This is a genomic window from Pseudarthrobacter sp. SSS035, assembly GCF_023273875.1.
In the GTDB taxonomy this organism is placed as follows: domain Bacteria; phylum Actinomycetota; class Actinomycetes; order Actinomycetales; family Micrococcaceae; genus Arthrobacter.
In genome coordinates, this window is record NZ_CP096882.1 from 1,873,330 (window position 1) to 1,892,646 (window position 19,317).

Annotated in this window: 16 protein-coding genes; 10 read left to right on the plus strand and 6 right to left on the minus strand. The window is 62.1% G+C overall.

The window, feature by feature from the left end; translation table 11 throughout:
• Positions 1-38: 38 nt before the first annotated feature.
• The 6 genes from gyrB to dnaA all read right to left on the minus strand — a co-directional run bounded on the left by gyrB (position 39) and on the right by dnaA (position 8,382).
• Positions 39-2,129 (minus strand): DNA topoisomerase (ATP-hydrolyzing) subunit B, encoded by a 2,091-nt coding sequence (gene gyrB, locus MUN23_RS08635; protein WP_305886583.1) that lies wholly within the window; start codon positions 2,127-2,129, stop codon positions 39-41.
• Between the two features lie 374 nt (positions 2,130-2,503).
• A complete protein-coding gene (locus tag MUN23_RS08640; RefSeq protein WP_058930632.1) occupies positions 2,504-3,061 on the minus strand; it encodes a DUF721 domain-containing protein in 558 nt (185 codons plus the stop codon).
• Entirely contained in the window at positions 3,054-4,256 is a 1,203-nt protein-coding gene (recF, locus tag MUN23_RS08645; RefSeq protein ID WP_248763430.1) for a DNA replication/repair protein RecF, read from the minus strand. The genes MUN23_RS08640 and recF overlap by 8 nt, the downstream gene beginning before the upstream one ends.
• Positions 4,257-4,301: 45 nt before the next feature.
• Positions 4,302-5,186 carry a phosphogluconate dehydrogenase (NAD(+)-dependent, decarboxylating) gene (gene gnd, locus MUN23_RS08650; RefSeq protein ID WP_248763431.1) on the minus strand — a complete coding sequence of 295 codons (885 nt, stop codon included), beginning with the start codon at positions 5,184-5,186 and terminating at the stop codon, positions 4,302-4,304.
• A gap of 121 nt (positions 5,187-5,307) precedes the next feature.
• Complete coding sequence (gene dnaN, locus MUN23_RS08655; RefSeq protein WP_058930635.1) at positions 5,308-6,432, minus strand: DNA polymerase III subunit beta; 1,125 nt, start codon at positions 6,430-6,432, stop codon at positions 5,308-5,310.
• Positions 6,433-6,960: 528 nt separating this feature from the next.
• On the minus strand, positions 6,961-8,382 hold the full coding sequence (gene dnaA, locus MUN23_RS08660) for a chromosomal replication initiator protein DnaA (protein WP_056342735.1): 1,422 nt from the start codon (positions 8,380-8,382) through the stop codon (positions 6,961-6,963).
• A gap of 468 nt (positions 8,383-8,850) precedes the next feature.
• Here dnaA and rpmH point away from each other — a divergent pair, with 468 nt between their 5' ends.
• The 10 genes from rpmH to MUN23_RS08710 all read left to right on the plus strand — a co-directional run bounded on the left by rpmH (position 8,851) and on the right by MUN23_RS08710 (position 17,993).
• A complete protein-coding gene (rpmH, locus tag MUN23_RS08665; protein WP_003800212.1) occupies positions 8,851-8,988 on the plus strand; it encodes a 50S ribosomal protein L34 in 138 nt (45 codons plus the stop codon).
• A gap of 41 nt (positions 8,989-9,029) precedes the next feature.
• On the plus strand, positions 9,030-9,440 hold the full coding sequence (gene rnpA, locus MUN23_RS08670) for a ribonuclease P protein component (protein ID WP_056342732.1): 411 nt from the start codon (positions 9,030-9,032) through the stop codon (positions 9,438-9,440).
• A complete protein-coding gene (yidD, locus tag MUN23_RS08675) occupies positions 9,433-9,828 on the plus strand; it encodes a membrane protein insertion efficiency factor YidD (RefSeq protein WP_248763432.1) in 396 nt (131 codons plus the stop codon). The genes rnpA and yidD overlap by 8 nt, the downstream gene beginning before the upstream one ends.
• Before the next feature lie 16 nt (positions 9,829-9,844).
• Positions 9,845-10,819 (plus strand): membrane protein insertase YidC, encoded by a 975-nt coding sequence (yidC, locus tag MUN23_RS08680; protein WP_248763433.1) that lies wholly within the window; start codon positions 9,845-9,847, stop codon positions 10,817-10,819.
• Positions 10,819-11,385, plus strand: coding sequence for a R3H domain-containing nucleic acid-binding protein (locus tag MUN23_RS08685; RefSeq protein WP_248763434.1), 567 nt, complete (start codon positions 10,819-10,821; stop codon positions 11,383-11,385). The genes yidC and MUN23_RS08685 overlap by 1 nt, the downstream gene beginning before the upstream one ends.
• A 20-nt stretch (positions 11,386-11,405) precedes the next feature.
• Positions 11,406-12,056 (plus strand): 16S rRNA (guanine(527)-N(7))-methyltransferase RsmG, encoded by a 651-nt coding sequence (gene rsmG, locus MUN23_RS08690; RefSeq protein ID WP_104060348.1) that lies wholly within the window; start codon positions 11,406-11,408, stop codon positions 12,054-12,056.
• 86 nt (positions 12,057-12,142) lie between these two features.
• Positions 12,143-13,216 (plus strand): ParA family protein, encoded by a 1,074-nt coding sequence (locus MUN23_RS08695; protein ID WP_305886584.1) that lies wholly within the window; start codon positions 12,143-12,145, stop codon positions 13,214-13,216.
• Positions 13,217-13,282: 66 nt separating this feature from the next.
• Positions 13,283-14,590 (plus strand): ParB/RepB/Spo0J family partition protein, encoded by a 1,308-nt coding sequence (locus tag MUN23_RS08700; RefSeq protein ID WP_248763436.1) that lies wholly within the window; start codon positions 13,283-13,285, stop codon positions 14,588-14,590.
• Positions 14,591-15,690: 1,100 nt separating this feature from the next.
• Entirely contained in the window at positions 15,691-17,247 is a 1,557-nt protein-coding gene (gene istA, locus MUN23_RS08705) for an IS21 family transposase (RefSeq protein WP_248761051.1), read from the plus strand.
• A complete protein-coding gene (locus MUN23_RS08710; RefSeq protein WP_248761053.1) occupies positions 17,244-17,993 on the plus strand; it encodes an ATP-binding protein in 750 nt (249 codons plus the stop codon). Before istA ends, MUN23_RS08710 begins: the two co-directional genes overlap by 4 nt.
• Positions 17,994-19,317 lie beyond the last annotated feature (1,324 nt).

The window sequence follows — 19,317 nt, forward strand, 5'->3', positions numbered from 1 at the left end:
GTATATGTCGGACTTGGAATATCTACTCGGTGAACCGGTCAGATATCCAGGAACCTGACGTCCTTGGCGTTCTGCTGGATGAAGTTTCGGCGGGACTCCACGTCTTCACCCATCAGGGTGGAGAAGGTCTGGTCCGCTGCCAGGGCATCGTCCATGGTGACCTGCAGCAGGGTCCGGTGGTCCGGGTCCATGGTGGTGTCCCAGAGTTCGGTGTAGTCCATCTCGCCCAGGCCCTTGTACCGCTGGATGCCGTTGTCCTTCGGGATACGGCGGCCGGCGGCCTGCCCGGACAGGAGCTTGGCATCGCGCTGCTTGTCGCTGAAGACGTAGTCGTGCGGCGCGTTGGACCACTTGATCCGGTACAGCGGGGGCTGCGCCAGGTACACGTAGCCGTTTTCGATCAGCGGGCGCATGTAGCGGAACAGCAGCGTCATGAGCAGCGTGGTGATGTGCTGGCCGTCAACGTCAGCGTCGGCCATCAGCACGATCTTGTGGTACCGGAGCTTGCTGAGGTCGAAGTCCTCGCCGATGCCGGTGCCGAACGCGGTGATCATGGACTGGACCTCGGTGTTGCCCAGGGCCTTGTCCAGCCGGGCCCGCTCCACGTTCAGGATCTTGCCGCGCAGCGGCAGGATGGCCTGGGTTTCAGGGTTGCGGCCGCGCTTGGCGGAACCGCCGGCGGAATCGCCCTCCACGATGTACACCTCGCAGCGGGCGGGATCCTTCGAGGAACAGTCCGACAGCTTGCCGGGCATCCCGAAGGATTCCAGCGGGCTCTTGCGGCGCGCATTGTCACGGGCCTTCCGGGCGGCCATCCGGGCCTGGGCCGCGGAAATAGCCTTGCGGATGACATCGCGGGCGGGGCCGGGGTTGCGTTCCAGCCAGTCGCCCAGGCCGTCGGTGACAACGCGCTGGACGAAGCCCTTGACCTCGGAATTGCCGAGCTTGGTCTTGGTCTGGCCCTCGAACTGCGGCTCTGCCAGCTTCACCGAGATGACCGCCGTGAGGCCTTCACGGATATCGTCACCGGTGAGGTTGTCGTCCTTTTCCTTGATGATGCTCTTCTCCCGCGCGTAGCGGTTGATGAGGGAGGTCATCGCGGCGCGGAAACCCTCTTCGTGGGTGCCGCCCTCGTGGGTGTTGATGGTGTTGGCGTAGGTGTGGACGCTCTCGGAATACGCGTTGGTCCACTGCATCGCCATTTCCAGCGCGATGTGCCGTTCCGTGTCCTCGGTTTCGAAGGAAATGACGTCCTCGTGGACAACATCAACCTTCTTGCCCGAGTTCAGGTGCTTCACATAGTCCAGCAGGCCGTCGTCGTACTGGTACACCACGGTGCGGTGCTCAGCGGTGACTTCACCTTCGGTGACCACGATGTCAAGGTTGAGGTCCTCATTGGCGTCCGCGTTCGACGCTGCGGTGCGCTCGTCCGTGAGCGTGATCCGCAGGCCCTTGTTCAGGAAGGCCATCTGCTGGAAGCGGGCGCGGAGCGTCTCGAAATCAAACTCCGTGGATTCGAAGATTCCCGCGTCGGGGTAGAAGGTCTGGGTGGTGCCGGTGGTGGCGCTCTCTTCGCCCTTGACCAGCCCGCCCTGGGGCTTGCCGCCGTCGGCGAAGGACATCCGCCAGACGTTGCCCTGCCGCCGGACTTCAGTGTCCACCCTGCTGGAGAGCGCGTTCACCACGGAGATACCCACACCGTGCAGGCCGCCCGAGACTGCGTAACCGCCGCCGCCGAACTTACCGCCGGCGTGAAGGATAGTCATAACAACTTCAACAGTGGGCTTGTGCTCGGTGGGATGCATGTCCACGGGGATGCCGCGGCCATCATCTACGACTTTGACGCCGCCGTCGGCCTGCAGGACTATTTCGATGTGCGTGCAGTACCCGGCCAGCGCCTCGTCAACAGAGTTGTCCACCACTTCATAGACCAGGTGGTGCAGGCCGCGCGGCCCGGTGGAGCCGATATACATGCCCGGGCGTTTCCGGACGGCTTCGAGGCCCTCAAGTACGGTGATGTCGCTTGCGCCGTATTCCCGGGGTGTCACGGCCTCCGCCGGCGTATCGGGGGTAGGGACGTCCTCCGTTGCGCGTTCCACTGCCTGGGTATCTGTATTGTCGTTAGCCACAGGTGCTGTCGACTCCTCTTTTTCGATGATGGCCGGCGGCAGCCTTCCAGGGGAAAGCATCCGCCAACAGGCACAAGCTGATGGCGCTGACGGATATGTCGACGTGCAGGACCGAAGTCCGCCTGCGGAGAGCGTGCGGAAAACGGACTCAGTCAACGTTTCACCGGCGCCCAGTTATCTGCTGTGATTCTATCGTGAATTGGGCTGCAAACCCGCATTCCGGCGGGCGTCGCGGGACCTTGATGTGCCGATGCGAGGCCATTGACCCCGCCTAGGGCGCCCTCAAGGTCCCGCCTCCGGGTTCCTATACGCCCCAAGGGCGTTAGCCCGCCCTACACGCCGCCGGACGAATATTCAAGGGTCGACGGCCGTGCCTAGCCGTAAGTATCGCGCGGCCCGCGGCCGTTGACGGTACGTCCGCCCTTGCGCCAGCTGGGTGCTGACGGGCCGAGTACCTGGATGCTGGTGACCACGCCATCGCCCAGTTCCGTGCGGAACTTCTCCAGCAGGCTGTTGCTCAGCAGGCGCAACTGCGTGGACCAGGCCGTCGAGTCGCAGCGCACATGAAGGGTGGTATCGGTGAAGCTCTCCGGGATGCAGTGCGCTGAAATTTCCGGGCCCACCAGCGTGGCCCACTCTGCCATGACCGAGCCCACCGCTACCGGAGAGCTCCAGCCACGTTCGGCCACAAGGCGTCCCACCACTTTGCCGAGCCCCAGCGGATCACGGCCGGTGGAATGGAACTGGCTGAAACCCCGAGTATCCCGGATCCCACCCTTTGTCTTGGCGGCGCCGGCCTTGGGGGGTGCCTTCCGACGGATTTCGCCGCGTGCGGCCGCGGCCTCACGCATGCGGTTCAGCGCGGCCTGCGGCGCGTCGATGTTGTCAGGATCCCGGCCAGGCTGCAGCCCGCCCTTTTCATCCTTATTCATCGATTCCTCCCGGGATGACCTTCACCCGCCGGCCGGAGAGCTCCTCCGGGATATCGGCGTCGACGGCGGCGGTCACCAGGACCTGTTCCGCGCCGGAGACTATTGCCGCCAGTTTACGCCGGCGCTGCACATCCAGCTCGGCGAAAACGTCGTCAAGGATGAGGATCGGGGCAGATCCGCCGGTCCTCGCATCATCGAGCATGACGTAATAGGAGGCAAGCCGGAGGGAGAGGCACATCGACCAGGTTTCGCCGTGCGAGGCGTACCCCTTGGCGGGCGCTTCGCCGAGGATCAGTTCGAGCTCATCCCGGTGCGGCCCCACCAGGGAAATTCCGCGCTCAAGTTCCTTGCGGCGGGAGGCCGCAAAGGCCTGGACATAGCGGCCGGTGAGGTCCTCAACGGTGAGGTCCCGCAGATCTTCGGCAGCGGCGGACCCTTCCGTCAACGAACCGCCACCGGCACCCGGTGCCGCGCCGCCGTCGTCGTCCATCAGGTTTTGGAGGGTGGACCGGTAGACGGCGTTGGCGTCCTTGGACCCATCCGTGAGCTTGGCATACGCCTTGGCCAGGTGCGGGCTCAACAGTTCCACCAGTTCCAGCCGCGCGTGCAGCAGCTCGGCGCCCGCCCGGGCCATGTGCTGGTCCCAGACATCGAGGGTGGCCTCGTGCCCGACAGTGAATTTTCCGGCCCGGGCGGATTTGAGCAGGGCGTTGCGCTGCTTCAGGACACGGTCATAGTCCGTGCGCGTCGCCGAATGCCGGGGCATGAGGCTGACAAGCAGCTCGTCGAGGAACCGGCGGCGGTTGGACGGATCTCCCTTGACGAGCGCCAGGTCCTCGGGGGCGAAAAGCACCGTCTGGCAGATTCCCAGGAGATCCCGGGCGCGGACGGGATTGCTGCGATTGATCCGCCCCCGGTTGGCGCGACTGGCGTTGATCTCAAGTTCGAGGACCGTGGTCTGCCCGCCGCGGACCAGGCGGGCCCGGACCAGCGCGCGGTCCGTACCGAACCGCAGCAGCGGGGCGTCGGAGCTGACCCGGTGCGAGCTGAGGGTGGCCAGGTACCCGATGGCCTCCATGAGGTTGGTTTTGCCGATGCCGTTTGCCCCGACGAGCACGGTGACACCCGGTTCGAGGGGAAGGTCAACCTGGGCGTAGCTGCGGAAATCAGTGAGCGAAAGGTGTTCTAGGTACACGCGGTGTTCGACAATTCTCGGAACCTGCGGGTCCCGGGGTGGATGTTACTTGGCGGGACGGGTGGCATGCCCGCCGAACTGGTGGCGCAGCGCTGAAACCATCTTCATGGCGGGCGAGTTTTCCTCGCGGGAGGAGAAGCGCGCGAAGAGTGCAGCCGTGATGGCCGGTGCCGGGACAGCGTTGGCAATGGCTTCCTCAACGGTCCAGCGGCCTTCGCCCGAGTCCTCGACGTAGTCATCGATGGATTCCAGTCCCGGGTCCTCGTCCAGGGCCTTGACCATGAGGTCCAGGAGCCAAGACCGGACCACGGTGCCCTTTTGCCAGGCGCGGAACGTACCGGACAGGTCGTCAACAATGTCCTTGGCAGCCAGCAGTTCGTAGCCTTCGGCATAAGCCTGCATCAGGCCGTATTCGATGCCGTTGTGGACCATCTTGGCGTAGTGTCCGGCACCGATTCCTCCGACGTGGACAAAGCTGTCCGCCCGCTCGCCTTCGGGACGGAGCACATCAAAAACCGGCAGTGCCCGCTCAATATCGGCGGCGTCGCCGCCAGCCATGAGCCCGTACCCATTCTGGAGGCCCCACACTCCGCCGGAAACACCGCAGTCGGCGAAACGGATCCCCTTCTCAGCCAGAGCGGTACCATGTTTCTGGTCCTCGGTGAAGCGGGAGTTGCCGCCGTCGATCACCAGGTCGCCGGCGTCGAGCTTGTCCCCGAGTTCGGTGACGACGGCATCGGTGATGTCGCCTGACGGGACCATGACCCAGATCAGCCGCGGGGCCGGAAGCGCCGCAATGAGCTCATCCACGGAGGCAACATCGGTGACCTCGGGGTTGCGGTCAAAGCCGGTGACCTCAATGCCGCCCTTGCGCAGGCGTTCGCGCATGTTGAAACCCATCTTGCCAAGGCCGATCAGTCCAATATGCACGTGGGTCTCTTTTCTGCGCGGGGTGACGGTTGTCGTTTTGGGGACCCAGAACGACAACTGTCCGGGCCCACGCCGCCAGGGTTCCCTGGCCGAGCCTGCGAGGCGAGGGTGGCGGTGGGGACTAGTTGGGAAGGCGGACGGGCATGACCAGGTAACGGTAGTCGTCCTGGTCCTCACCGTCGGCGTCTGCCTGGGCCGTGATCATCGCGGGTTTCGGCGCCGTGGTGAAGGAGAACCTGACGTACTTCGTTTCGATGACGCTGAGGCCCTCCACCAGGTAGTGCGGGTTGAAGGCGACGGTGATGTCGTCACCGGAGAGCTGGGCTTCGAGTTCTTCGGAGGCCTGAGCGTCTTCGCCAGTGCCGGCGTCCAGGTGCAGCAGTCCTTCGGTGAAGGCGAGGCGAACCGGTGTGTTGCGTTCGGCCACCAGCGACACACGGCGGACGGCTTCCACAAGCTCCTGCGTCTGGACAGTTGCGTGGATGGGCGTGGAATCCGGGAACAGCGAGCGGATCTTGGGGTAATCGCCATCCACGAGCAGCGACGTGGTGGTGCGGCCGCCGCTTTCGAAACCGATCAGGCGGCTGTCATCGTCAGCAAGGGCGAGGTTGATGTCGCCGCTGTTGCCAAGGGTCTTGGCCACTTCGTTGAGGGTTTTTGCCTTGACCAGCGCACTGGTGGAAATTCCCGGCGTGGTGGGCTTCCACGGCACTTCGCGCATGGCCAGACGGTAGCGGTCGGTGGCCAGAAGCGTGATGAGGTCGTCCTCGATCTCCATCCGGACGCCGGTCAGGATGGGGAGCGTGTCATCCTTACTGGCCGCAATAATCACCTGGGACACAGCCTGGGCAAATGCATCACCCGGGACGGTGCCGCTGATGGCAGGCAACGCGGGCAGCGGCGGGTATTCGGCCTCGGGCATGGTGGCCAGGTGGAAGCTGCTGCGGCGGCAGGTCAGCGTCACTTTGTTGCCGTCGGTCTCCACGACCACCGGAGCGGAAGGCAGGCTTCGACAAATGTCTGCGAGGAGGCGTCCGGAAACGAGGATGGTTCCCTCTGCGGTGATGTCCGCGGGGATGTCCAGCCGTGCGGAGGTCTCGTAGTCAAAGCTCGAGAGGCTGACCGTGCCGGCTTCAGCCTTCAGGAGCAGGCCCGACAGCACTGGAACCGGCGGCCGCGGAGACAACGACCGGGCTGTCCAGGTGACGGCTTCTGCCAGGACGTCCCGTTCGACTCTGAACTTCACGGAAGGGTGCCGCCTTTCATTGCTGCTGCCTTGTCTGAACCGGAAACTCCCACAGGGAGCCCAAAAGTAGTGGCGCCCCAACAACGGAACCTGCATGGTTCATCGAGTGCTGAACCACAAAGAAACCCGAGGATGGGAGCGCTGCTGACAGCTTAGCCGCAAGACTGCTGATTAACCCATCCCCGGTCAGGACGCCTGGGGTCCGGAGGCCCTTGGGCCTGGGCCGGTTCGGGGTGCGGATCGAGATTGTTATTTGAGGGAAATCAATTTCTTGGGATTAGTAGTGTTAATAACTGCTGTGGATACTGTGGATAACTCGATCCGGCCGCAGGATCCAGCGGTTAAGCCCTGTTCATGGATTGTGGGTGACGCAGGTTTTAAACAGGCTGTGGATGGGGATAACAATTTTTGGGTTTTCGCTGATCCACAGGCGGCTTAAGGGTTTTAAGCCCATTAAGCTCGGTTGTCCCCTTAAGTATCCACAGGGTTATCCACATGCACCTGTTAATAAGGTATAGAGGCGACGGCTCAGGAGTTGCGCTGCTGCTGCTTGATCCTGTTGGTGAGTTCGGTGACCTGGTTGTAGATCACACGACGCTCAGCCATCAGCTCACGGATTTTGCGGTCCGCGTGGATCACCGTGGTGTGGTCGCGGCCGCCGAGTTCCTGGCCGATCTTCGGCAGGGACATGTCCGTGAGCTCGCGGCAGAGGTACATGGCGATCTGCCGGGCGGTCACCAGCGTGCGGGTCCGGGACTTGCTGCAGAGTTCCTCCATGGTGAGCTTGAAGTACTCCGCCGTCTGGATCAGGATCTGGCTCGACGTGATTTCCTGGGCGCCGTCGTCCGTGATGAGGTCCTTCAGGACCATCTCAGCCAACGCAACATCGACCGGCTGGCGGTTCAGGCTGGCGAATGCCGTCACCCGGATCAGTGCGCCTTCGAGTTCGCGGATATTGCTGGAGATCTTGGAAGCGATGTACTCCAGGGCATCGTCCGGGGCGGAGAGGCCTTCGCTGAGGGCCTTCTTCCGCAGGATGGCGATGCGGGTCTCAAGCTCGGGCGGCTGGATGTCGGTGAGGAGGCCCCACTCGAAGCGGGACTTCATCCGGTCCTCAAAACCTGCCAGCTGCTTGGGCGGCAGATCCGAGGTGATGACCACCTGTTTGTTGTTGTTGTGCAGGGAGTTGAACGTGTGGAAGAACTCCTCCAGCGTCCGGTCCTTGCCGGCCAGGAACTGGATGTCATCGATCAGCAGCACGTCCACGTTGCGGTACGTGGTCTTGAAGCTGGCGCCTTCGTCATCGCGGATGGAGTTGATGAAGTCGTTGGTGAACTCTTCGGAGTTCACGTACCGGACCCGGATTCCGCTGTACAGGCGGCGGGCATAGTGGCCGATCGCGTGCAGGAGGTGGGTCTTGCCCAGCCCGGAATCACCGTAGATGAACAGCGGGTTGTAGGCCTTGGCGGGCGCTTCGGCTACGGCCACGGCAGCTGCATGGGCAAAGCGGTTGGACGAACCGATCACAAACGTATCGAAGACGTATTTGGGGTTCAGCCGGCCGAACTCGTGGGAAGTGCTCGGCAGCATCGGCTGCGGCTTCTGTTCGATCAGCTGGTCCGGCGAGTAGGAAGGTTCGACGACGGGTTCCGGCTCCGTGTGGAGCGGCACCAGATCGGTGTCCACGTCGATCGCGCAGCGGATGTCCTCGGAGAAAACGTTATGCAGGGCGTCATCCAGGGCGTCCTTGACCTGGGTCTGAAGGACTTCACGGGTCAGCTCGTTGGGAACGGCCACCAGGAGGGTGGATCCGATCAGGCCCTGGGCCTGCGCCAGAATGACAAAGCCCCGCTGCCGTGGTGAAACGCGGTCGTCCTGCTCGAGCAGGCTCACAACCCGACGCCAGGAACTTCCGACAGTATTGGCGTGGTTGGCTTCGTCTACTGTCATCAATCAGTTCCTCAAAACTTGCGTGCCTGCATTACGTGCAGCCCCAAGTCCCGAACCAGGATGCTGGTTCAGCTTCATCCACAGGGTTATGCACAGTCCGTGGATAATCGGCTACTGAGCCACTCTAGGGGATCAAAAGACCAGAAGATAGCTGGGAAGTAGCTTGTGGATAATTACACGGTTGTGGTTCGAAAACAGCACTTGTGAGCCACTTCATCCACAGGCTGTGGGGCCAGGTTAACCACAGCCGTGGACAGGGCCCCAGGGGTACCCCGGTTTGACTCTCGGAGGCAGATTGCCCTAGTGTTGTGAAGTCCTTTGTGTACGCTTTTTGGCCCCATCTGAATCTCTCTGACGCACCGCGTTTGAGCAGCCGGGGGAGGCGTGCATACACAAAACTTAGCGTCGGCCAGTTCTTCCCCTTTACTGATCGGGTGGGCGCACCTTTGATCCACTGGAGTAACTAACGTGAGCAAGCGGACTTTTCAGCCGAATAACCGCCGTCGAGCCAAGAAGCACGGCTTCCGCCTTCGTATGCGTACCCGTGCCGGCCGTGCCATCCTGGCAGCCCGTCGTGGCAAGGGCCGCACCGAACTGTCGGCCTAGATAACTGACTCGTCGGTTCAACTTTTCTTTGCGAGTTTAAGGTGCTGGCCACCCGTAACCGTTTGAGGACTGCAACCGATTTTTCAACAACTGTACGTTCCGGTGTCCGCAATGGACGCCGGAACGTAGTGTTATATGCGGCAGCTATTGCTGCCGACGAACCCAGCCGGATCGGGTTCATCGTTTCCAAAGGTGTCGGGAACGCTGTGGTCAGGAACCTCGTTAAGAGGAGACTGAGAGAAGCCGGTGCTGCCTCGCTGCGCGAGTACGGTACCGGGTTCGCCATAGTGGTCCGGGCGTTGCCTGCGTCCGCTGCCGCCAGCTGGGATCAACTGCTGGCGGACTACAACGCCGCACTGGAATCAACTATGAGCCGGTTGGGCAGCCGCCTTCCGCGGGCTGCTGTAAACGGTTCAACCGGTACAACACAGGAAGGGACACAGCGTGCGTAAGGTAACTGCCGCCGTCGTCCACTACCTTCATCCTGGTGCTGCCGCCGTGGGTACCTTCCTCTGGAACCTGCCCAGAAACATTCTTATTCTGCTGCTGATGGCCTACCGCAAGGTGATTTCTCCCTTGTATGGCCAGGTCTGCCGTTTCTTTCCTTCCTGCTCGGCGTACGCCCTTGAGGCGATCACTGTCCATGGGGCAGTGAAGGGCAGCTGGCTTGCGGCCCGTCGCCTTGCGCGCTGCCATCCGTGGAATGCCGGCGGTGTGGACCATGTCCCCGCCGGCCACCGCCACTGGCCCGATCACCGGACCCCCACAATTGTTGTGCTGAACAACCCGGACAAGTACCTGGCTGCTCAGACTGATGGAGAAGGCCGCCTTGCGGCCTGACGAATAGGGATATCGTATGGACTTCTTTGAAACAATCATGTTTCCGTTCAAGTGGCTGGTTTCCATCATCATGGTGGGCTTCCACGAAGGCCTGAGCAGCATCGGGCTGCCTGAGGCCTCAGGCTGGACGTGGACGCTGTCCATCATCGGGCTGGTGCTGGTGATCCGTGCCGCCCTGATCCCCGTATTCGTCAAGCAGATCAAGGCGCAGCGTGGCATGCAGCTGCTGCAGCCGGACCTGAAGAAACTCCAGGACAAGTACAAGGGCAAGACCGACCAGCTCTCCCGCCAGGCAATGGCGCAGGAACAGATGGCCATGTACAAGAAGCACGGAACCAACCCGTTCTCTGCCTGCTTGCCTATGCTGATCCAGATGCCGTTCTTCTTCGCGCTCTTCCAGGTTCTGTCCGGCATCAGCACGGCCCGTGACCAGGGCAAGGGCATGGGGGCGATGAGCCACGAACAGGTGTTGCAGTTTGACGACTCCACCATCTTCGGGGCGCCGCTGTCTGCAACGCTGCTGCATAACCCTGAGGGCAATGCGGTTGCCGTGTGGATCCTGTCGATCGTGATGATCCTGGCCATGACAGCGTCGCAGTTCATCACGCAGAAGCAGATCATGGCCAAGAACATGTCTGAAGAGGCCATGGCCAGCCCGTTCATGCGCCAGCAGAAGATGATGCTGTATATCCTGCCGGTCGTCTTCGGTGTGGGTGGCATCAACTTCCCCATCGGCGTCCTGATCTACTGGACCACCACCAACCTCTGGACCATGGCACAGCAGTTCTTCGTCATCCGCCGCATGCCGACGCCGGGATCCCCCGCCGCCAAGGCCCTCGCCGAGCGCAGGGCTGCCAAGGGCCTGCCGGCCCTGTCCATTCTGGGCGGGAAGAAGGCCGACGCCGAAGCGGAGGCGGCTGCCGCAGCTGCGGTCATCGAGCACAAGGCACAGCGCGTCCAGCCCCAGCGTAAGAACAGGAAGAAAAAGTAATGTCAGCCGAAAGCACCGAACACGCCCTTTCCGACGAGGTCATTGACGATCAGGACGAAGCGTCAACGGACGCCGATGCTTCGCCCAAGGGATCCGCTGCCAGCCGCCTCGAAGAGGAAGGCGACGTTGCCGCCGATTACCTGGAGGAACTCCTTGATATCGCTGACATCGACGGCGACATTGACATTGAAGTCCGGAACGGCCGCACATACATTTCCATCGTTGCCGAGGAAGAAACTGATGGTCTCGACAGCCTCGTAGGCGAAGACGGCGAAGTCCTCGAAGCCCTTCAGGAACTGACCCGGCTCTCTGTTCTCTCCGCAACGGAGAACCGCTCACGCCTGGTCCTGGACATCAACGGCTACCGTCAGCAGCGCGGCGTCCACCTGCAGAAGATCGCCGAGGACGCGGCAGCTTCGGTCAAGGAGTCCGGCAAAGCCGTGGCACTGGAGCCGATGAGTGCCTACGAACGCAAAATCGTTCATGACGCCGTCGCTGACCTGGGACTCGTCAGCGAGTCCGAGGGCGAAGGCGCCGGGCGTCACATCGTAGTATCCGCAGACTAGAGAATGCTGAACCGCTAATCATGGTTGACATCACGGCAGCAGAATTGCTGGCGGCCGAGAAGATTTTCGGTGATCGCCTGGACCTGGCCAAACGCTACGTGGAGCACCTGGCCACGTCCGGAACCGAACGCGGGCTGATCGGGCCGCGTGAGATCCCACGGTTGTGGAGCCGGCACGTCCTTAACTGTGCCGTTATCGAAAGCGAGATCGCGCACGGCAGCCATGTTGCCGACGTCGGAAGCGGAGCCGGACTTCCCGGACTTTGCCTCGCCATCGCGCGTCCGGACCTCCAGCTGACACTGATCGAGCCACTGGAACGCCGGGTGATCTGGCTCCAGGAAGTGGTGGACGATCTCGGCCTGACAAACGTCACGGTGATGCGGACCCGCGCGGAGCTTGCGGTTGGCATGGTGGACGCTGATGTTGTGACTGCCCGGGCTGTTTCCGCGCTGAGCAACCTCGCCGGCCTGACCATCCCCTTGCTCGCCGGCAAGGGCGAAGTTGTGGCCATTAAGGGACGCAGCGCAGGCGAGGAAATCGAAAAAGCAGCGAAGGTCATCCGGAAACTCGGTGGCGTCCAGACCTCTGTAGTGACTGTCGGTGAAAACCTCCTGGAGGAACCCACCACGGTGGTACGGATCGTCGTTAACAAGTCCCGAAAGATCTCCTAGTCCTGGCCCGGTAGCCTTGGTCTGCAGGGCGAAGCGGTTAGGCTAGACAACGGCAGCAAAAGCCGAACGAGAGTGAGTGTGTCCCAGTGACCAGTAGCGAAGCCTCCACACAACGGATACCCCCGTTTGTGTCTTTGGGGTCAGCACGATCAGTTGCTGGCATGGGAATGGGTTCCGCGCCCGGACGAGGGGAAAGTCACCCTAATCCGGTTGCGGAAATGGCAATTCTTGCCTCTGTTTCACGTGAAACAACAACGGGTGGCAGGATCAACGTCATGGACACCATGGACGATTCCAGCCCTATCGCCCGGGAACTCGCCCACGAGACCAGGCGCCGCGAACGGCTGGTTGGCCGGAAACTTCCCAAGCCGGAGAAGACCCGTGTCTTCACGGTGTCCAACCAAAAGGGCGGCGTGGGCAAGACCACCACCACCGTGAACATCGCTGCTGCCCTGGCCGCAGCCGGCCTGAACGTCCTGGTCATTGACATCGATCCCCAAGGCAACGCCTCCACCGCCCTCGGCGTCGAGCACCATGCCGATGTGGACAGCATCTACGACGTCCTCATCAACGATTTCCCTCTCGCCGACGTCGTGGCCCCCTGCCCGGACATCAGCAACCTGATTTGCGCCCCTGCCACCATTCACCTGGCCGGCGCGGAGATTGAGCTTGTTTCGCTTGTTGCCCGTGAACAGCGGCTCCGCCGGGCGATCGATGTCTATGCCAAGACCCGGGCAAAGAACGGCGAAGAACGCCTCGACTACATCTTCATTGACTGCCCGCCCAGCCTCGGGTTGCTCACGGTTAATGCCTTCTGTGCTGCCGGTGAGGTCCTTATCCCCATCCAGTGTGAGTACTACGCACTTGAAGGCCTCAGCCAGCTCCTCAAAAACATTGAGATGATCCAGAAGCACCTGAATGCGGATCTGGTGGTCTCCACTATTCTCCTCACGATGTATGACGGACGGACCAATCTTGCAGCCCAGGTGGCAGCGGAAGTTCGCCTCCACTTCCCTGAGCAGGTCCTGGGTGCTGTAGTCCCCCGCTCCGTCCGGATTTCAGAAGCTCCGAGCTACCAGCAAACCGTCATGACGTACGATCCTTCCTCCAGTGGAGCCTTGTCTTACCTGGAAGCCGCAGCCGAAATCGCTGAACGCTAGAATCTTCAAGAACTGCAACAACCGGAGTCCGGCAAGGTCTGACTCTTCCATCGGAGGGATTTATCCATGAGCGAAAAGCGACGTGGCCTAGGCCGCGGTCTTGGCGCACTCATTCCAAGTTCCGCCGGTAGTGCGTCGGGCAACGGCGGTGCTGTGTCGCGGCCTGTGGATCTCTTCTTCCCTGAAGGCCGTAAGAAAGTCGCGTCCCCTGACGACGCTTCAGGGAATGGTGGGGCAGCTTCAGATGCTTCATCTTCCGAGTCGGTTGCTTCCGAGTCGGTTGCGCCGGCTCAGGCCAACGGCGCATCCGTAACGAAGCAGGCAGCTGCGCCGAGAACTGCCTCCCCCGCGAATCCGCCGGCCAAGGCAGCAGAGACGCTGCCGGCCGCAAAAGCTCCCGCCAAGGCTCCTGCGAAAGCTCCTGTAAAGGGCGGTGCAGCTACATCGACGGTGGACGGCTCGCCCAGGCCAGTTGAAGACGCAGCTGGCGAGTCTGTGTCCGAGGTGTCTGAGTCCCAGAGCAGTGCGCCGGATAACGGTGTTGACCTCGTGGAAGTCCCCGGCGTGCGTTTTGCCGAGATTCCGGTCACCGACATCCATCCGAACCGTAAACAGCCCCGCTCAGTCTTCGATGACGATGACATGGCGGAGCTCATCCACTCCGTGCGCGAAATCGGCGTCCTCCAGCCAATTGTGGTTCGTACTTCCACCGAAGAAGGTGGAGAACCGTACGAGCTGGTGATGGGTGAGCGTCGCTGGAGGGCAGTGCAGGCGGCCGGGATGGCGACCATCCCTGCCATCGTCCGGGACACCACTGATGACGACCTCCTCAGGGATGCACTGCTGGAGAACCTGCATCGCAGCCAGTTGAACCCGCTCGAAGAGGCAGCGGCCTACCAGCAACTGCTTGAAGACTTCGGAACCACTCACGAGCAGCTCGCGGACCGCATTGGCCGATCGCGTCCCCAGGTTTCGAACACGCTGCGTCTCCTCAAACTTCCGCCCCTGGTTCAGCGTCGAGTGGCGGCCAGCGTTATTTCCGCTGGCCACGCGCGCGCCCTGCTCGCCCTGCCGGATGCAGCAGCCATGGAACGCCTCGCCCAGAAGATCGTGGCTGAAGGCATGTCTGTTCGGGCAACCGAAGAGGCCGTCACTCTCTATCAGGATCCTGCGAAGCCTGCCAAGAACAACATCCCTCGTCCGGGAGCCCGCCATGAGCGCCTGGACTATCTGGCATCCTCGTTGTCAGACCGCTTGGACACTAATGTCAAGATTTCCCTGGGTGTCCGCAAGGGACGTGTCAGCATTGAATTCGCCAGTGTTGAAGACCTGAATCGCATCATGGAAGTTCTTGCGCCAGGATCTGAAAACTAGCGTTCTCTATTCAAAGAAGGGCCTGTTTCACGTGAAACAGGCCCTTCTTTCGTCTGTATCGACGCCATCTTTGCACTCCCGAGCTGATACTGGCGTGGCCATCGTGGTTGTGTCGCGCCCCGGGATCGAGCCCGCGGTTCGCATGGCGTAGCATTCTGGGCCCGATGAAATGGTTCCGGTGTGGGACGCGAGTTTGGCACTGCTGCTGCCTTGGACTCCTCTAAAGACTGGACTCTCCCAGCGTCTGGCATCTTTGCTTGTGTTCCCGCGGCAGCGGTGGAATTCTGTGGTTTCGGGTTTGCTGACGCACTGGAGGTGGGCACTGAGGGCGATGGAGATGGCGGAGCCGCGAACTCTCGAACGGCGATCAGGCAGGAGTGGAGGATTCGAAGGATCGCTGGACACTGCGATGCGACTCGTGATGCTGGGCATCCGATGGGTTCCGTTGCTCCGAAGCAGTGAAGAATGCGTCGATTCGCACAATTTCCAATCAGTCGTTGCGGCGCCCAACCTGCCAAGCGGCGGGATTACTGTGTTCGATGCTCTTGCCCCGTTCACTTCCAGAGAGCTGGTGTGCAGCGTACGCACCCGTGCAGCTGTTGGCCTCAGCCTCCGGCTGGCTCATTGACTACGGGGATGCGCCAGGGTGGACGTTTCCCCCGGACCTGTCATGAGATAGTATTCTGACCTTCAAGCTGGTTCGGCAGCATCCGGTTTCGGCAGCGTCAGGTTCAGAGGGGAAGGCGCCTCCCGGTAATGTTTCACGTGGAACATCAACAGGGTAGGTGCCGGATCTAGGCGGCGGCGCCATCGAGAACAAACATGAAGTTGGTATGGTCTAAAGCTCTCGGCGTATGATGTCGCCAGCGCGTCATCTGATCTGCGGCTGCGGCTGCGGTTAAGTGAATTCGGCTTTGCAGCATCCGGGGTGGCTTCGCCCGCATGAATATTGGCCTTCAGGGGGTCCAGAGGTGGTGCGGGTGAGCGCCGTGGTCGGAATCCCGATTGGCGTGGGTGAGCGCCAGTGTCGGTGTGGGTGAGCGCCATCTGTAAGGCTCCTTCCACCACGTGAGGGCCACGTGGCGGAAGGATTACCGGCAATGGTACGGAAGATCAAGGCGAAACTGGTTTTGCAGTTTCGCAATCAAGGCCTATCGGGCAGGGCTATCTCGTCTGCTCAGGGCATGTCTCGGCACAGCGTTCAGGCGGTGATCGAGGCTGCTGATCGGGCAGGGCTCGGCTGGGATGACGTTGCTGATTTGTCTGATGGTGAGGTTTATCTGGCGCTATTTCCCGGCCGCGGGGTGCGCGAGAGCGTGTTTATGCAGCCGGATTGGGGCCAGGTGCACCGGGAGCTGGCCAGGGTTGGGGTGACGTTGAAGCTGCTGCACCAGGAGTACGTCGACGCATCCGGTCGGGCGGGGCAAGCGTCGATGAGTTATGACCGGTTCTGCAGGCTTTATGGCGATCACGCGATGGTCACTGGCGCCTCGTCCCGGGTCGGCCACAAGGCTGGCCGCAGCATCGAGGTCGACTGGTCTGGGCCGACGATGCAGCTGGTCGATCCGGCAACGGGAGAGGTCTCGAAGGTGTATTTGTTCGTCGCGTGTCTGCCGTTCAGCAGGTATGCGTTCGTGGAGGCGTGCCTGGATATGCGGCAGGATTCGTGGCTGCGCGCGCATGCGGAGATGTTCGCGTTCTTCGGCGGCACGGTCCCGCGGCTCGTGCCCGACAATCTCAAGACCGGGGTGATCTCTCATCCGCGCGAGGGCGAGGTCGTGCTCAATGACGCGTATCGGGAGATGGCGGCGCATTATTCAGCGGCGGTACTACCGGGCCGAGTGAGGCACCCGAAGGACAAGGCGAGCGTGGAAAACACTGTCTCGCACGTCGCCACCTGGGTGATTGCCGGGTTGAGGAAAGAGGTGTTCACGAGCCTGGCGCAGTTGCGGAGACGGATTCGGGAGCAGATCGATGCCTATAACAGGCAGCCGTTCCAGAAGCGGGAGGGCTCCCGGCTGAGCGTGTTCACCGCCGAGGAGAAGCCGGTGTTGCAACCGCTGCCGGCGGTGGCGTTCGAGATCAGCACCTGGACCTATGGGCGCAAAGTTGGGCGCAACGGCCACGTGGTCTGGGCGAAGAACTTTTACTCCGTGCCGTTCGCGCACATCGGCTCGAATGTTGATCTTCGTGTCACGGAGACCATGCTGGAGATCTATCGCAGCGATGAGCGCCTCACCAGCCACCTGCTGCTGCCAGCGACGACGGCGAACCAGCATCAGACGAACGAGGCGGACCTTCCGGAGGGTCGCAGCTGGCAGGCGTGGGACCGGGCCCGGATCGATGAATGGGCGTTGCGGATGGGCCCGGCAACCGTGACGGTGATCAGCAAGATCTTCGAGTCCGTGCGGGTCGAGGAGGCCGGCTACGACCCCGCGCTGGCGGTGCTGCGCCTGTCCCGCCGGTTCTCCCCGGCCCGGGTGGAAGCGGCCAGCCAGCTCGCGCTGCGGGGGTCGATACGATCGCCCCGCTACGCCCACCTGCGGCCGATCCTGGATACCGGGCAGGACAAAACCGGGATCGTCCCTGATGAGCCGGAGGGAGACGATGGCGGATACGTGCGGGGCGGCGCCTACTACGCCGGAGGGGCTCGATGAGCCGCCTGGATGCGGAGACCAAACGCAAGCTGCGCGAGATGAACGCGGGCGAGTTGCTGGAGGCCATCGATACCCAAGACGAGAGGCTGAGTATCAGCTTGCCGTTCGAGGATCGTGTCCGGCTGGTCGTCGATGACGCCTATTCGTCGTTTACGCATTCCAAGGTGGCCGGCTTGATCCGGCGGGCAGGACTGCGTTATCCGAACGCGGATTTGCGTCGCATCGATCTTCTCGACGAGCGCGGTCTTGACCGGCAGCTGCTGACCCAGCTGGGCACCTGCTCGTTCGTGGGCAGGCAGCAGAACGTCGTCTTGCAGGGGTTCACTGGGTCGGGGAAGTCGTATCTGGGATGCGCGGTCGCCAAACGCGCCTGCGAGCACCGAATCCGCGCACATTACGTCCGTATGCCAGACCTCGAGGAAGAATGGGTCGCCGCGCAAGACAGGCCCGGCGGTTCCGGTAAATTCCTGCGAAAGTATGCGGCATTCACGCTGCTGGTCATCGACGAGTGGCTCCTGGATCGACCCACGGAACCGATGCGAGGCATGCTGCTGGAACTGATGGAGCGCCGCTACGGCGAGACCTCAACAGTGTTCTGCACTCAGTATTTGCAGAAGGACTGGCACCAGCGGCTCGGCTCCGGCGTCCATGCGGACGCGATCATGGACCGGATCATCCACAACACGATCTGGGTCGAGACCGGCAACTACAACATGCGCGAACACGCAGCACTCGTGAGCGCCTAATCCTGTGACAGAGAGCGTCAGCGGCGCCAAGCCACGCGACTGCTGGCGCTCTCTGGCACGATCCCCGGCGCTCAACCGCACGAATGGGTGGCGCTCAGGGCTTCAAATACTCACGCAGCCAAAGCCGGCCAGAAACACTCCAACAGAGGCAGTCCATCAAGCTTCGTGAGGGTAACGGGATTGCTGGGCAGGCGCGGCCTGCGCCCTCCTCCACATGGTTTCACGTGAAACATCGTGACGAGTGCAGCGCACTGTGCCCGGCATCTCCCCATGGCCCGACACCCGACGCCCTTACGCCGCCGGCAAGCGGGCTGCGACTCGGATTGTAAACATGCAGCCCCGGCGCCCTCCCATCTCGATCGCCGTGGAAACAGAGACAATTGACGGAGCTTGGAGTTGACGGTTTAGAGCCTACGATGGCCTCTACCGACTCGAGGATGATGCCGGCCCCAATCCCCCGCCGGCAGTGACGGCCCTCGACTGGCGACATCCTGGTAACCCAGCGCATGCCCGCCGAGGGCTCGGGGACCTTAGCAAGCCGTCCGGAGGGTTCGTATCCAGTGGAGAACCATGGCATGAGTCCAGCTTGTCCCGTCCGCGGTGGCCCAACCCTGACGCCTGAGTTCCATCCGCCGGGCACCTAGCCTGAACGGATAGCTTCTTGGCACATCCGAGGACTCTTGATCTGGCAGCCAGTGTTGATGCCCGAGGCTGTGGCACCTCAGAATGTTCGGGTTAGGTTCGGGCTGCTGGCCGCGCGCCGGCGCATAGGTAGCATCGGCTGAGGCAGGCAGGCAGGCATGTACGACCTCGCCCCCGGGGCCTTTCGTCAAACAGTCTTCTGCGGAGATGGGAAGGTCGACGGGATCGAATCTACAGGGTGCCTCGATACACGCGAGTAACAGGAGGGCTCCTTGATACAAAGGAGTCTCAGGAGGGCGCCTCGATCCCCTGGCGTGGCCAATAGGTTCGCCGACTGCCTCATCCGGAAGCACCCTTGGGTAGGGACTGCGACACTCCAAGACGTCCCAGCATGACACTCAGTAGCTCGCCGTAGTGCGGTCTCTGGACCAGCTCCGCGACTGGGCTTCGCCCCTCTGGGACGTGACCCCAGGGTGCACAGAATAGGCTCGGTCTTGGGGCGTCCGGGAGGAGAAGGAATTGGTGGTAGCCGAATCGTCTTGCTGTGCGGCAGTTTGAGACAGAAGGGAATTTTCGGTAGGTCCGGACCTAAGCGGGAAGCGACCGCAATTGCAACACGTCAGATCATGCCCCGGCCGCAGATGAATCAGCTAGCCAGGCGGGCAGGAGTCTGGTTTAAGGG

Excerpts from the sequence above, each read along its gene's own strand:
- MUN23_RS08640 (WP_058930632.1), bottom strand. The coding sequence starts at position 3,061 with ATGAATAAGGATGAAAAGGGCGGGCTGCAGCCTGGCCGGGATCCTGAC.
- istA (WP_248761051.1), top strand. The coding sequence starts at position 15,691 with ATGGTACGGAAGATCAAGGCGAAACTGGTTTTGCAGTTTCGCAATCAA.
- MUN23_RS08685 (WP_248763434.1), top strand. The coding sequence starts at position 10,819 with ATGTCAGCCGAAAGCACCGAACACGCCCTTTCCGACGAGGTCATTGAC.
- dnaA (WP_056342735.1), bottom strand. The coding sequence starts at position 8,382 with ATGACAGTAGACGAAGCCAACCACGCCAATACTGTCGGAAGTTCCTGG.
- MUN23_RS08710 (WP_248761053.1), top strand. The coding sequence starts at position 17,244 with ATGAGCCGCCTGGATGCGGAGACCAAACGCAAGCTGCGCGAGATGAAC.
- MUN23_RS08700 (WP_248763436.1), top strand. The coding sequence starts at position 13,283 with ATGAGCGAAAAGCGACGTGGCCTAGGCCGCGGTCTTGGCGCACTCATT.
- rsmG (WP_104060348.1), top strand. The coding sequence starts at position 11,406 with ATGGTTGACATCACGGCAGCAGAATTGCTGGCGGCCGAGAAGATTTTC.
- yidC (WP_248763433.1), top strand. The coding sequence starts at position 9,845 with ATGGACTTCTTTGAAACAATCATGTTTCCGTTCAAGTGGCTGGTTTCC.